Here is a 12836-nt window from a genome sequence, read left to right as displayed (position 1 = left end):
CGATCCGGCATCAGACGATCAGGATCGCGCGGAAATCGTTGACGTTGGTACGGGTGGGGCCGGTCACGACCAGATCGTCGATGCCGGCGAAGAACCCGTAGCCGTCGTTGTTGTCGAGGTGGGCGCGGGCCGACAGGCCACGGGCGCCGGCCCGCGTCAGCGTGTCCGGGCCGAGCAGGGCCCCCGCGTTGTCTTCGGAGCCGTCGATGCCGTCGGTGTCGCCGGCGATGGCGTGCACACCGGGCAGGCCGTCGAGCGCCACGGCCAGTGCCAGCAGGAATTCAGCGTTGCGGCCGCCACGCCCGTCGCCGCGCACGGTGACAGTGGTCTCGCCGCCGGACAGGATCACGCACGGCTTCTGGAACGGCTGGCCGCGCGTGGCCACCTGCCGGGCGATGGCGGCGTGCACTTCGGCCACGTCGCGCGCCTCGCCCTCGATGCAGTCCGAGAGGATGTGCGCGGTCAGGCCCAGTTCGCGCGCCCGGGCCGCGGCGGCTTCGAGCGACTGCTGGGCGCTGGCCAGCGTGACGCTGCGGTGGCCGGCAAAGCGCGCATCGCCGGGCTTGGGCGTCTCGCCGGCGCCGCTCTCCAGGTGCCGGCGCACGTTGGCGGGCACCTCGATCTGGTATTTGGCGATGACCGCCAGCGCGTCGGCACAGGTGGTGGCGTCCGGCAGCGTGGGGCCGCTGGCGATCAGGGTCGGGTCATCGCCAGGAATATCGGAAATCAGCAGCGTCTCCACGCGCGCCGGCGCGCAGGCCAGCGCCAGCCGGCCGCCCTTGAGCGCCGAGAGATGCTTGCGCACGCAGTTCATCTCGCCGATGCTCGCGCCGCTGCGCAGCAGCGCCTTGTTGACCGCCTGCTTGTCTTCCAGCGTCAGGCCAGGGGCCGGCGCCGCCAGCAGCGCCGAGCCGCCGCCGGAAATCAAGCAGAGTACGAGGTCATCGGCGGTCAGTCCCTGCACGGCCTCGACCATGCGCTGGGCGGCGCGCTGGCCGGCGGCGTCGGGTACCGGGTGGGCGGCTTCCACGACCTCGATGCGCCGGCAGTCGGCGCCATGGCCGTAACGCGTGACCACCAGCCCCGACAGCTCGCCCTGCCAGTGCGCCTCCACGGCCTGCGCCATCGCGGCGGCGGCCTTGCCCGCGCCAATCACCACGGTGCGGCCCTTCGGCGGCGACGGCAGGTGCGGCGGCAGGCAGTGGGCGGCGCTGACGGACGCCACGGCGGTATCGAACAGGTCGCGCAGCAGCGTGCGCGCGTGGCGGGAATCGCGGAGGTCAGGGAGGCTGCCCTGTCGCTGGGGCGACAGCAGGGCGGCGGTGGCGTCGGTGGCAAGCATGTGGGGTCCGGAAGGCAAGGCAAGACCCGGGCGCAGGGCCCGGGCGGGTGAGGCTAGGTCTACGTCGCGCGCTTATTTCACGCTTATTTCACGCTTTTTGCGATCTCATGGTTCGACATGATCTCGATCGCCCGGCACAGCGCCGAGTGGTCGAGCTTGCCGAAGCCATTGGCCGCGCACGCGTTGAACAGCTCCTGCGCGGTAGCCGTGTTCGGCAGCGACACGCCCAGCGTCTTGGCCCCTTGCAGCGCCAGATTCAGATCTTTCTGATGGAGTTCGATGCGGAAGCCGGGGTCGAACGTGCGCTTGACCATCCGCTCGCCGTGCACTTCCAGAATGCGCGACGCCGCGAAGCCGCCCATCAGCGCCTGACGCACCTTGGCCGGGTCGGCGCCAGCCTTGGACGCGAACAGCAGCGCCTCGGACACCGCCTGGATGTTCAGCGCCACGATGATCTGGTTGGCCACCTTGGTGGTCTGGCCGTCGCCGTTGCCGCCGACCAGCGTGATGTTCTTGCCCATCAGCTCGAACAACGGCTTGACCTGATCGAACGCCTCGGCCGGGCCGCCCACCATGATGGTCAGCGAGGCCGCCTTGGCGCCCACCTCGCCGCCGGACACCGGCGCGTCGAGGTAGGACGCGCCAAGCTTGTTGATGCGCGCGGCAAAGTCCTTGGTGGCGATCGGCGAGATCGAGCTCATGTCCACCACGATCTTGCTGTAGCTGGCTTCCTTGCCGGCCGTCTTGAGCGCCGCCGCCACGCCCTTGTCGGCGAACAGCACCGCCTCCACGTGCGGGGTGTCCGGCACCATGATGACGATGATGTCCGCGCGCTTGGCCACTTCCTCGGCGCTGGTGCACACGGTCACGCCGGCGTCCACCAGCGCCTGCGGCGCCGGATTAACGTCGTGCACGAACAGCGTGTGCCCGGCGGCGCGCAGGTGGCCCGCCATCGGCGCGCCCATGATGCCGAGGCCGATAAAGCCGACGTTTCGTTGATCTGCCATGGAATGTCTCCTCTCTAAGCTATCGAAAAATTCTTGAATGCCTGCCTGGCCCGTCCGATGGACGGCTTACTGCACGCCCATTGCGGCGCGCCAGCCCAGGCCGGCCTCGGTGGTGGTCTTCGGCTTGTACTCGCAGCCGATCCAGCCGGTGTAGCCAATCTCGTCCAGGTAGCGGAACAGGAACGGGTAGTTCAGCTCGCCCGTGCCCGGCTCGTTGCGGCCCGGGTTGTCCGCCAGCTGCACGTGGCGGATCTTCGGCAGGTTGGCCTTGAGCGTCGCGGCGATCTCGCCCTCCATGCGCTGCATGTGATAGATGTCGTACTGCACATACAGATTCGTCGCATTGACTTGACCGATCAGGTCCACCGCCTGCTGGGTGCGCGAGAGGAAGAAGCCGGGGATATCGAAGGTGTTGATCGGCTCGATCAACAGGTCGATCTGCTCCTTCGCCAGCGCGGCAGCCGCGAAGCGCAGGTTCTCCACCAGCGTCTCGTTGGCCTGCTCGCGTTTCACGTCCTGCGGCAGCTTGCCGACCAGGCAGTTCAGCTGGCGCACGCCCAGTACCTTGGCGTACTTGATCGCCTCGCCCACGCCTTCCTGGAACTCGCCCACGCGGTCCGGATGGCAGGCAATGCCGCGCTCGCCGGCCTCCCAGTTGCCGGCGGGCAGGTTGTGCAGCACGAGGTCCAGCTGGAACCGGCTCAGCCGGTCGGCAATCTGGTCCGCATGGAACGCGTACGGGAACAGGAACTCCACGCCCCGGAATCCGGCACGGGCGGCGGCCTCGAAGCGGTCCAGGAAGGCCACTTCGTTGAACAGCATGGTCAGGTTGGCGGCGAGCTTTGGCATGTGTCTCTCTCTCCCGGTCAGGCGGTGGCCACTTCTTCGGACAGGATGGCCTCGTCGGCGTCCTCGATGTCCTCGATCGGCTCGAACTCGTTGATGTTGTCGATCTCGGTACCCATCGCGATATTGGTCACGCGCTCCAGGATCACTTCCACCACCACCGGCACCGAGAACTCGGCCATCAGGTCGCGCGCCTCGGCAAAGGCCGGCGCGATGTCCTCGGGCTTGTGCACGCGGATGGCCTTGCAGCCCAGCCCTTCCACCACCTTGACGTGGTCCACGCCATAGCCGTCCAGCTCCGGCGCGTTGACGTTGTCGAACGCCAGCTGCACGCAGTAATCCATCTCGAAGTTGCGCTGCGCCTGGCGGATCAGGCCGAGGTAGGAGTTGTTCACCACGAGATGGATGTACGGCACCTTGAACTGCGCGGCGACGGCCAGTTCCTCGATCATGAACTGGAAGTCGTAGTCGCCGGAGATGGCCACCACGTCCGATTCCGGCGAGGCGGTCTTCACGCCGATGGCGGCGGGAATGGTCCAGCCGAGCGGGCCAGCCTGGCCGCAGTTGATCCAGTGGCGCGGCTGGTTCACCGACAGGAACTGCGCGGCGGCGATCTGCGACAGGCCGATGGTGCTGACGTAGCGCACGTCGCGCGGGAAGTACTGGTTCATCTCGCGGTACACGCGCTGCGGCTTGATAGGCACGTTGTCGAAGTCGCTCTTGCGCTGCATGGTGCGGCGGCGCTTCTGCACATCGGCCACCCAGGCCTTGCGGCACGGCAGGCGGCCGGCCATCTTCATCTCGCGCGCCACTTCCACGAACAGCTCCAGCGCGGCCTTGGCGTCCGAGACGATGCCGAGATCCGGGCCGAACACGCGGCCGATCTGCGTCGGTTCGATATCGACATGGACGAATTTCCGACCCTTCGTATAGACATCGACGCTCCCCGTGTGGCGGTTGGCCCAGCGGTTGCCGATGCCCATCACGAAGTCGGACGCCAGCAGCGTGGCATTGCCGTAGCGGTGCGAGGTCTGCAGGCCGACCATGCCGGCCTGGAGCGGATGGTCGTCGGCGAGCACGCCCCAGCCCATCAGCGTCGGCACCACCGGCACGTTGACCAGTTCGGCGAACTGCACCATCAGGTCGGCCGCATCGGCGTTGATCACGCCGCCGCCGCAGACGATCAGCGGGCGCTCGGCCGCGTTGAGCATGGCGATGGCCTTTTCGATCTGCGCGCGCGAGGCGGCCGGCTTGTATGGCTGGAGCGGCTGGTAGGTCTCCGGGTCGAATTCGATCTCGGCCACCTGCACGTCGAACGGCAGGTCGATCAGCACCGGACCCGGGCGGCCCGAGCGCATCAGGTGGAACGCCTGCTGGAACACTTGCGGCACCAGCGCCGGCTCGCGCACGGTCACGGCCCACTTGGTCACCGGCTTGGCGATCGATTCGATATCGACGGCCTGGAAATCCTCCTTGTACAGCCGGGCGCGCGGGGCCTGGCCGGTCACGCAGAGGATGGGGATCGAATCCGCCCAGGCCGAGTACAGGCCCGTGATCATGTCCGTGCCGGCGGGGCCCGAGGTGCCCACGCACAGGCCGATATTGCCCGGCTCGGCGCGCGTATAGCCTTCGGCCATGTGCGAGGCGCCTTCCACGTGGCGGGCCAGCAGGTGCTTGATCGAACCAGCCTTGCGCATGGCCGAGTAGAACGGATTGATCGCAGCGCCGGGCACGCCGAACGCGGTGGTGATGCCTTCCTTCTCCAGCACGGCGATGGCCGCGTCAACTGCTCTCATCTTCGGCATGTCTGTCTCCAGGGATCGAATTGAAATGGGTGAAATGTCCGCTGGCGTCGATCCTATGCCCGCAGCGGGGCGCGGATAAACAGAAGGGCGATCAGTTGATTCGATACCTGAGGTATGTAATGGCACCGCCGGCGCCAAATTTATGTGATGAATTCGGTACGTTGCAGTGCGCAATCCCCGTCCCCCCACGGCGTGGGGGTTGGGCTGATTTGGGGTGGTTTCCGTGCAATTCGGGCTTTCGGTAGCAGGCTGCCCCGGCCAAAATAGCGGGCTCTGTTCTCGCCATCGCCTTGCCATGTACACGCGGCTGCCGTCCACCTATGAATTGATCGAAGCGCTCCAGGCCGGACCCGCCGAGCGCGCGCCGGACAGCCGGCTCGCGGCGGTGCTCTGGGCCGGCTTCGTGCTGGCGCTGGTGCCGGCGCTGGTGGCCGGAGGTGGGCTGGTCTGGTGGCACGAGATCCTCGGCCAGGCGCCGCCGGCGTGGCTGCCGCAGGTGTTCCATGGGCTGCTGGCGGTGTGTGGCGTGTTCTATGTGGGCGCGTGGCTGGTGCGGCTGCTGGCGCGGCGCGATGCGCTGCGGCATCCGCTGCGCTGGCTGTCGCGCCGGGTGGATGTGGAGAGCGACGCGGAGGATGCGCTGGTGCGGCAGCTTGGGCGGATTCCTGCGCTCCAGTTGCGCGCGCGCCAGCGGCGCATCGTGCTGCAGGCGCGGCTCTGGGAAGGCGCCGCGCGCACCGTGGCGCTGGTGCTGGCGCTGGGCCCGGCGGCGGCCGTGCTGGCCGATGGGCTGGTCGTGGCGGCGCCCGACAAGGGGCCCGCGCTGGTGGCCGTGTACGGCGCCGTGCTGGTGGCCGGCGCGGCGTTCGCCCTGTTCGCCCAGTTGCAGTGCTGCGCGCCGCTGCGACGCCTGGCCCACGTGCTGGGCGAGGCCGCCGAGATCAACGACGCGCTGTTGCGCAGCCGCCCCAGCTGACCCGCCGGGGCTGCGAATGCCTCACAATGTGCCAGCAGGAGACAACCGGCTTGACTGGCCCATATGGACAAACTCAAACAAATCGAAGCCTTCATCGCCGTGGTGGAACACGGCAGCATGGCCGCCGCCGCGCTCACGCAGAACGTGACGCCGGTGATGATCGGCCGCCGCATCAACGCGCTCGAGGCGCGCATCGGCGTGAAGCTGCTGCACCGCTCCACACGCCGCATCGTCGTGACGGAGCAGGGCGCGGCGTTCATGGAGCAGTGCAAGAAAGCGCTGTCCGACCTGGACCGCGCCGAGATGCTGATTGCCGAAGGCAAGCACAAGGCCACCGGCCACCTGATCGTGTCCGCCCCGGCTGCGTTCGGCCGCAAGCATGTGGCGCCGCACGCGCCGGCGTTTCTGCGTGCCAATCCCGAAGTGCAGATATCGTTCAACCTGACGGACCGCGTGGTGGATCTCGTGCGCGAGGGCTACGACGTGGGCATCCGCATCGGCGGCGCCATCGACCCGAATTTCGTGGCGATCAAGCTCGCGACGAACAAGCGCGTGGTCTGCGGCACGCCGGCCTACTTCGCCAAACACGGGGTGCCGCATACGCTGGAGGATCTGGAGCGGCATAACTGCCTCGCCTTCAACCTGCAGGGCGGGCAGCAACGGGGCTGGTATTTCCAGCAGAACGGCAAGACGGTGACGGTGCGCGCGCGTGGCAACCTCGATTGCAATGACGGGGAATTGCTGCACCGCTGGACTGGCGAGAGCCTGGGACTGGGCTGGCGCTCCACCTGGGAGATCCTGCCGCAGCTGGAGAGCGGCGAGTTGATCACGGTGCTCGACGAATACGCGCTGCCGGACTACGACATCCTCGCCGTGTACCCGCAGCAGCGGCCGGTGCCGGCCAAGATCCGCTTCTTCATCGAACACCTGAAGACGGCGTTTGCGAAGCCTGGTTACTGGACCGGGCGCGCCGAAGCGTAAAAACAGGGCCGTAAACGAAAAAGCCCGCAGCCGTTGCGGTCTGCGGGCAGCCCTTCTTGCGAAGGGCGGGGAGAGCTCATGAAGTGCGCCCCCGCAACTTCATGGCGAGAGGAATGATGCGCCTCCCGCCACGTTTTGGACTTGATCGCCGTCAAGCGCCTGGCATTCCCTGATGATGCAGCGATCAGGCCAGCAATGCCGTCACCAGATCCTTGCCGCGCGAGGCGCCCGGAACTTCCTCAAAGTGCAACGCCGCCTCCACATGGGCGAGGTGATCGACCATCAGCGTGACCGCCCGCTCCGCATCGCCCGCGCGCGCGGCGTCGATGAACTCGCGGTGCTCGTCGGACGAACACGTGGCATCGCGCCGGCTCTGGTACAGCATGGTGATGACCGCGCTGCGCATCGACAACTCGCGCATGATCTCCGTCAGCACGTTGTTGCCAACCACCTCCGCGAGCACGATGTGGAAGTCGCCTAGCAGCCGGGTGCGCACCTGCGCGTCGTTGCCGCCCAGTGACTTGCGCTCGGCGGCCAGATGCTTGTCGATGCGCTTGTAGTCCGCCGCCGTGGCCTTCGCCACGAACTCGCGCGCCAGCGCGGCCTCCAGGATGCGGCGCACCGCGAAGACTTCGCGCGCCTCCTCGGCACTCGGTTTGGCGACGAAGGCGCCCTTGTCCGGCACGATCTGGATGACCTTGTCCTTGGACAACATCAGCAGCGCGGCCCGCACCTTGGTGCGGCTGACGCGATAGACGCTGGCCAGCGCCTCCTCCCGCAGCTTGGTGCCGGGAGGCAGGCGGTGCGAGACGATGGCGGCGACGATGTCGTCAGCAATCGCCTCGGCGGTCATGTCTGGATCGATGTGCTCGGGCATGGTGTCGCGCGTCTCGCCGTTGGGGGGCGACCGGCGCGGTGCGGGATTGGGAATGCGTGATTCTAGCGCCCCGCGACCGTGCCAGGCAGCGGCGCGCCCACGGGGACTTTCCCGGTGTCCGCGCCGATGCTGTCGCCCAGCGCCTCCAGGCCCGCGTCGAGATCACCCGCCGGAATCGTGCCGTTGAGCACCGCGTGGGCACGCTCCCGGTCGATATCCTTCTCCCAGGCCGCCACCACCACCGTCGCCACGCAATTGCCGATCAGGTTGCCCACGGCGCGCGCGATGCCGATGAACCAGTCCACGGACAGCACCAGCACCAGGCCGATGGCGGGAATCGCCGGATGGGCCGACAGCGTGGCCGCCAGGATCACGATGGCCGAGCCCGGAATGCCGTGCGCGCCCTTCGAGGTGACTAGCGCCACGGCCAGGATGCCGAGCAGGTCGCCCAGTGCAAGCGGCGTATTCGTGGCTTGTGCGATGAAGACTGCCGCGAGCGTCAGGTAGATCGAGAACGCATCGAGGTTGAACGAGTAGCCGGTGGGAATCACCAGCCCGACCACCGACTTGCGCACGCCCATGAACTCGAGCTTCTTCATGATCTGCGGCAGCACGCTGTCCGAGGACGCGGTGCCCAGCACCACCAGCAGTTCGGCCTTCAGATAGCGGATCAGCTTGATCACCGAGAACCCGCAGATCCGCATGATGGTGCCCAGCACCACCAGCACGAAGACCGTCACCGCGCCGTAGAACAGGATCACCAGGAAACCCAGCTGCTTGAGCGAGCCGATGCCGTACTTGCCCACCGTGAACGCCACCGCGCCCAGCACGCCCAGCGGGGCCAGCTTGATGATGAATCCCATCATCTTGAACAGCGTGTGGGAAAAGGTGTCGATCAGGCGCACCAGCGGCTTGCCCGGCTCGCCCACCAGCGACAGCGCGCAGCCGAACAGCACGGAGACCAGCAGCACCTGGAGCACGTCACCGCTGGCGAAGGCGCCCATCACCGTGTTCGGGATCAGCTTGAGCAGGAAATCGACCGTGCCGGCGCTCTTCACCTTCTCGGCGTTGTCGATATAGGCCGACATGGCCGAGATATCGAGCGTGCGCGGGTTCACGTTCATGCCCGTGCCGGGCTGGAACACGTAGGCCAGCACGATGCCCAGCGCCAGCGCGATGGTGGTGACGATCTCGAAGTAGATCACCGCCTTGATGCCGACCCGGCCCACCTTCTTCAGCTCACCGGCGCCGCAGATGCCGGCCACCACCACGCAGAACACGATGGGGCCGATCAGCATCTTGATCAGCTTGATGAAGGCATCGCCAAGTGGCTTGAGCTTGGCGGCGAACTCGGGAAAGCAGAGCCCGAGCAGGGTGCCGAGCACCAGGGCGATCAATACCTGGCCGAATAGCGAGCGAGTAAAGCGGCTAAAACTGCGGGCATGCAGGCGAGGGGGGCGCTGCGCGGGAAGGGATTGCTGCATCGTTGTCTCCGTGCCGGGCGGGTCCGGAAATGGCCTGCCCTGATCTGGGTTTGGGAACGCCACGGCACCCCTTTGCCGGCTGCGACAGGATTGTCGAGAAACGATTGTCCGGGCGGGATTGTCGGTGCGTGCAGGCCAATATAGTGCATATCATTTTTGTATGCAATTTTTGAATTCACTGTGCTAACATGAATCGCAGAGAATAGAGCTTCGGCACCGGGCGCCCGCCCGGACTGGCGCCCCCGCCAGGACCCTCAGCGCCGGGCTACATGTAGATCGCAGGAGACCCGCTATGGCAGTGACCCCGGCAGCAACCCCGACGACCTTGGCCCCGGAGGCCGGCGCCCGCATCATGGCCTGGGCCGACGCCCTGGCCGTCCACACCGAGCAGCCCGGGCTGCTGACCCGCACCTATCTGACCGACGCCCACCACGGCGCCGCCGCGCAACTGGCCGAATGGATGCGCGAAGCCGGCATGACCGTGCGCCGCGACGCCGCCGGCAACGTCATCGGCCGCTACGAAGGCACCTCGCCGGACGCCCCCGCGCTGCTCACCGGCTCCCACTTCGACACCGTGCGCGATGCCGGCCGCTACGACGGCAACCTCGGCGTGATCCTGCCGATTGCCTGCGTGGCCGAGTGGCACCGCCAGGGCAAGCGCTTCCCGTTCGCCATCGAGGTGGTCGGCTTTGCCGAGGAAGAGGGCGTGCGCTTCAAGGCGACGCTGCTGGGCAGTCGCGCGATCGCCGGCACCTTCGACACCAGCGTGCTCGACAACATGGACGACTCCGGCAAGACCATGCGCGAGGTGATGCGCGCGGCCGGTTTCGACGCCGCCCAACTGCCCGCCGCCGCCCATGCCCGCCAGCGCGTGCTGGCTTTCGTCGAGGTGCATATCGAGCAGGGCCCAGTGCTGCTGAACGAGGGCCTGCCCGTGGGCGTGGTGACGGCCATCTCGGGCGCCACGCGCTTTATCGTCGAACTCGAAGGGCTGGCCGGTCACGCCGGCACCGTGCCGATGGACATGCGCCGCGACGCCGCAATGGCCGGCGCCGAGATCGGCCTCTATATAGAGAAGCGCTGCAGCGGCAAGCCGGGCCTGGTCGGCACCGTCGGCCAGTTCAACGTGCCCAATGGCGCGACCAACGTGGTGCCGGGCCGCGCCGTATTCTCCATCGACATCCGCGCCGGGCAGGACGCCGAGCGCGAGGCGGCCGTCAACGACGTGCTGGCCGAAGTCGAACGCATCGGCGCGCGCCGCAACGTGCGCGTGCAGGTGCGCAAGACCCACGAAGCCAAGAGCGTGCCGTGCGCACCGTGGCTGCAGTCGCAATGGGCCGCCGCCGTCGGGCGCCAGGGCGTGCCGGTGCGGCACCTGCCCTCGGGCGCCGGCCACGACGCCATGGCGATTTCCGCGATCGCCGATGTGGCGATGCTGTTCGTGCGCTGCGGCAACGGCGGCATCAGCCATCACCCCACCGAGACCATGACCCCCGAAGACGCGCAGACCGCCGCGCGGGTGTTCGCCGATTTCGTCGAGCACTTCCAGCGGCAGCAGTAAGCCCCGGCGGTACCACGCAGCGCGCCCAAGCCATCTATCGAACAAATCCGAATCCAGAGCCAGAACATGACCGCACGAGACAACATGAACCCCATCGAGACCACGCTCACGCAGACCATCGACGCCCTGCGTCCGCAGCAGGAGGCCTTCCTGGCCGAGCTGGTCAAGGTGCCGTCCGACAACCCGCCCGGCGACTGCGACGCCCACGGCAAGCGCGCCAAGACGCTGCTCGAAGGGCTGGGCTTCCAGGTGGAAGCGCACAAGGTGCCCGAGGACAAGGTCCGCGCGGCGGGCATGATCAGCGCCACCAACCTGCTGGTGCGCAAGACCTTCGGCAAGGGCGGCCCGACCATCGCCATGAACGCCCACGGCGACGTGGTGCCCCCCGGCCTGGGCTGGACCCAGGACCCGTACGGCGGCGAGATTGCCGACAGCGAACACGGCCCGGTGATGTATGGCCGTGGCGTGGCGGTGTCCAAGTCGGACTTCGCCACCTACGCCTACGCGGTGCTGGCGCTCCAGGAAGCCGAGAAGCAGGGCGCCAAGCTCAACGGCACGGTGGAACTCCAGTTCACGTACGACGAGGAAACCGGCGGCGACATCGGCCCGAAGTTCCTGCTCGACGAAGGGCTGACCAAGCCTGACTATGCGATTTCGGCCGGCTTCTCGTACGGCATCACCTCGGCCCACAACGGCTGCCTGCACGTGGAAGTGACCGTCAAGGGCAAGCAGGGCCACGCGGCGATGCCGCACACCGGCGTGGACGCCATCGAGGCCGCCACCCACATCCTGCAGGCGATCTACGGCCTGCGCGCGCAGCTGGCCACGCGCAAGAGCAAGGTGCCGGGCATCGACACGGCCACGCTGAACGTCGGCCTGATCAAGGGCGGCATCAACACCAACGTGGTGCCGGACCTGGTCACCTTCCGCGTGGACCGCCGCATGATTCCGGAAGAGATCGGCTTTGATGCCGAAGGCGAGCTGCGCGCCGTGGTGGAGCGTGCCGCCAAGGATCGCCCGGGCATCGAGGTCAAGGTGGAACGCATCATCCTGGCCGAGCCGCTGTCCGAGCTGCCCGGCGTGGACAAGCTGATCGGCGCGCTCAAGCGCCGTGCCGAGGCCGTGTTCGGCGTGGAGATCCCGGTGCAGGGCGTGCCGCTCTACACCGACGCCCGCCACTACACCAGCCACGGCATTCCCACGGTGCTGTACGGCGCCGGTCCGCGCACGCTGATGGAAGCGCGCGGCCACAACTCGGACGAGAACCTGCGCCTGAACGACCTGAACCGCGCGACCAAGGTGGTGGCGCTGGCGCTCTCGGACCTGATGGCCTGATCCCATGGGCCTGCTCCCGATGGCCTGAGCGCCTGTAAAGAATCCTTTGTTGTGACTTGCGGCCCGCGCGACCTTCGTCTCGCGGGCTTTTTTCATGGCCCGGCTAGGCGGTCAGGCCCTCCTCGGGCGATGCCAGGCTGACCAGCCAGCGCCGCACCACCTGCTCTTCCTCCGGTGTCAGGCCGGCGCGCAAGTCTTCGTCGACCTTGGTCGCGCGCGCCTTGCAGCCGGCCAGCAGCGTGCGGCCGGCGTCCGTCAGCGCGATGGTCTGGATGCGCCCGTGCACCGGATGCGGCGTGCGGGCGATGGCGCCCACCTTCTCCAGGTTGTTCATGATCACGCTGACGGTCTGCGGCGTCAGCAGCGCCAGCCGCGCCACGTCCGCGCCCGAGATGCCCGGGTAGGCGCCCAGCATCGTCAACACGAAGAACTGCGGCACGGTCACGCCGAGGTCGTCCAGCGCGCGTTCCATGCGCAGCCGGTTGGCGGCGCTGGCCTGCCGGAGCAGGTAGGCCAGGTAGCCGCTCTCGCCGCGCTTGCCTTCGCCGGGCCCGGGAATGCGTGACGCTTCCGCCTCTGATGCCCCTACAGGTGCCGTGGTCTTCGTCATAATGTCAAAGCT

11 protein-coding genes are annotated in these 12836 nt (G+C 67.6%); 4 read left to right on the top strand and 7 right to left on the bottom strand.

The window, feature by feature from the left end; translation table 11 throughout:
- Nucleotides 1-10 precede the first annotated feature (10 nt).
- The 4 genes from SB751_RS22135 to gcl form a co-directional block, all read right to left on the bottom strand.
- Nucleotides 11-1342, bottom strand: a complete 1332-nt coding sequence (locus tag SB751_RS22135) for a glycerate kinase (protein ID WP_313818663.1) — start codon at nucleotides 1340-1342, stop codon at nucleotides 11-13.
- Between the two features lie 83 nt (nucleotides 1343-1425).
- On the bottom strand, nucleotides 1426-2349 hold the full coding sequence (gene glxR / locus SB751_RS22130; protein WP_144202107.1) for a 2-hydroxy-3-oxopropionate reductase: 924 nt from the start codon (nucleotides 2347-2349) through the stop codon (nucleotides 1426-1428).
- A gap of 66 nt (nucleotides 2350-2415) precedes the next feature.
- Nucleotides 2416-3198 (bottom strand): hydroxypyruvate isomerase, encoded by a 783-nt coding sequence (gene hyi / locus SB751_RS22125; protein ID WP_211943594.1) that lies wholly within the window; start codon nucleotides 3196-3198, stop codon nucleotides 2416-2418.
- Between the two features lie 17 nt (nucleotides 3199-3215).
- The gene (gene gcl, locus SB751_RS22120) at nucleotides 3216-5000 is read right to left on the bottom strand and encodes a glyoxylate carboligase (protein WP_144202103.1); all 1785 of its coding nucleotides are present in this window, start codon (nucleotides 4998-5000) and stop codon (nucleotides 3216-3218) included.
- A 295-nt stretch (nucleotides 5001-5295) separates the two neighbouring features.
- Between gcl and SB751_RS22115 the strand changes: the two genes are divergently transcribed.
- A complete protein-coding gene (locus tag SB751_RS22115; RefSeq protein ID WP_144202101.1) occupies nucleotides 5296-5976 on the top strand; it encodes a hypothetical protein in 681 nt (226 codons plus the stop codon).
- A 63-nt stretch (nucleotides 5977-6039) separates the two neighbouring features.
- Nucleotides 6040-6957, top strand: coding sequence for a LysR family transcriptional regulator (locus SB751_RS22110; protein WP_092300210.1), 918 nt, complete (start codon nucleotides 6040-6042; stop codon nucleotides 6955-6957).
- Between the two features lie 184 nt (nucleotides 6958-7141).
- On the opposite strand, the gene SB751_RS22105 is transcribed toward SB751_RS22110, so the two are convergent.
- Entirely contained in the window at nucleotides 7142-7834 is a 693-nt protein-coding gene (locus SB751_RS22105; RefSeq protein ID WP_092300207.1) for a GntR family transcriptional regulator, read from the bottom strand.
- Nucleotides 7835-7896: 62 nt separating this feature from the next.
- Nucleotides 7897-9318, bottom strand: coding sequence for a C4-dicarboxylate transporter DctA (locus tag SB751_RS22100; RefSeq protein ID WP_144202099.1), 1422 nt, complete (start codon nucleotides 9316-9318; stop codon nucleotides 7897-7899).
- A 292-nt stretch (nucleotides 9319-9610) separates the two neighbouring features.
- Here SB751_RS22100 and SB751_RS22095 point away from each other — a divergent pair, with 292 nt between their 5' ends.
- Both SB751_RS22095 and SB751_RS22090 read left to right on the top strand, forming a co-directional pair.
- Nucleotides 9611-10879 carry an allantoate amidohydrolase gene (locus SB751_RS22095; RefSeq protein WP_144202097.1) on the top strand — a complete coding sequence of 423 codons (1269 nt, stop codon included), beginning with the start codon at nucleotides 9611-9613 and terminating at the stop codon, nucleotides 10877-10879.
- An 84-nt stretch (nucleotides 10880-10963) separates the two neighbouring features.
- Nucleotides 10964-12214, top strand: a complete 1251-nt coding sequence (locus SB751_RS22090; protein ID WP_410748565.1) for a M20/M25/M40 family metallo-hydrolase — start codon at nucleotides 10964-10966, stop codon at nucleotides 12212-12214.
- A 103-nt stretch (nucleotides 12215-12317) separates the two neighbouring features.
- Here the strand turns inward: SB751_RS22090 and SB751_RS22085 are convergent, their stop codons facing one another.
- Complete coding sequence (locus SB751_RS22085; RefSeq protein ID WP_211943596.1) at nucleotides 12318-12824, bottom strand: MarR family winged helix-turn-helix transcriptional regulator; 507 nt, start codon at nucleotides 12822-12824, stop codon at nucleotides 12318-12320.
- Nucleotides 12825-12836: the final 12 nt, after the last annotated feature.

Origin of the sequence: Cupriavidus sp. SIMBA_020 (assembly GCF_046535395.1) — a bacterium.
In the GTDB taxonomy this organism is placed as follows: Bacteria; Pseudomonadota; Gammaproteobacteria; order Burkholderiales; family Burkholderiaceae; genus Cupriavidus; species Cupriavidus campinensis.
This window is presented reverse-complemented; position numbering and strand designations above follow the sequence as displayed.

What these genes read in the sequence shown, in the direction of transcription:
- SB751_RS22135 (WP_313818663.1), bottom strand. Translation starts at nt 1,342, where the DNA reads ATGCTTGCCACCGACGCCACCGCCGCCCTGCTGTCGCCCCAGCGACAG.
- glxR (WP_144202107.1), bottom strand. Translation starts at nt 2,349, where the DNA reads ATGGCAGATCAACGAAACGTCGGCTTTATCGGCCTCGGCATCATGGGC.
- hyi (WP_211943594.1), bottom strand. Translation starts at nt 3,198, where the DNA reads ATGCCAAAGCTCGCCGCCAACCTGACCATGCTGTTCAACGAAGTGGCC.
- gcl (WP_144202103.1), bottom strand. Translation starts at nt 5,000, where the DNA reads ATGCCGAAGATGAGAGCAGTTGACGCGGCCATCGCCGTGCTGGAGAAG.
- SB751_RS22115 (WP_144202101.1), top strand. Translation starts at nt 5,296, where the DNA reads ATGTACACGCGGCTGCCGTCCACCTATGAATTGATCGAAGCGCTCCAG.
- SB751_RS22110 (WP_092300210.1), top strand. Translation starts at nt 6,040, where the DNA reads ATGGACAAACTCAAACAAATCGAAGCCTTCATCGCCGTGGTGGAACAC.
- SB751_RS22105 (WP_092300207.1), bottom strand. Translation starts at nt 7,834, where the DNA reads ATGCCCGAGCACATCGATCCAGACATGACCGCCGAGGCGATTGCTGAC.
- SB751_RS22100 (WP_144202099.1), bottom strand. Translation starts at nt 9,318, where the DNA reads ATGCAGCAATCCCTTCCCGCGCAGCGCCCCCCTCGCCTGCATGCCCGC.
- SB751_RS22095 (WP_144202097.1), top strand. Translation starts at nt 9,611, where the DNA reads ATGGCAGTGACCCCGGCAGCAACCCCGACGACCTTGGCCCCGGAGGCC.
- SB751_RS22090 (WP_410748565.1), top strand. Translation starts at nt 10,964, where the DNA reads ATGAACCCCATCGAGACCACGCTCACGCAGACCATCGACGCCCTGCGT.
- SB751_RS22085 (WP_211943596.1), bottom strand. Translation starts at nt 12,824, where the DNA reads ATGACGAAGACCACGGCACCTGTAGGGGCATCAGAGGCGGAAGCGTCA.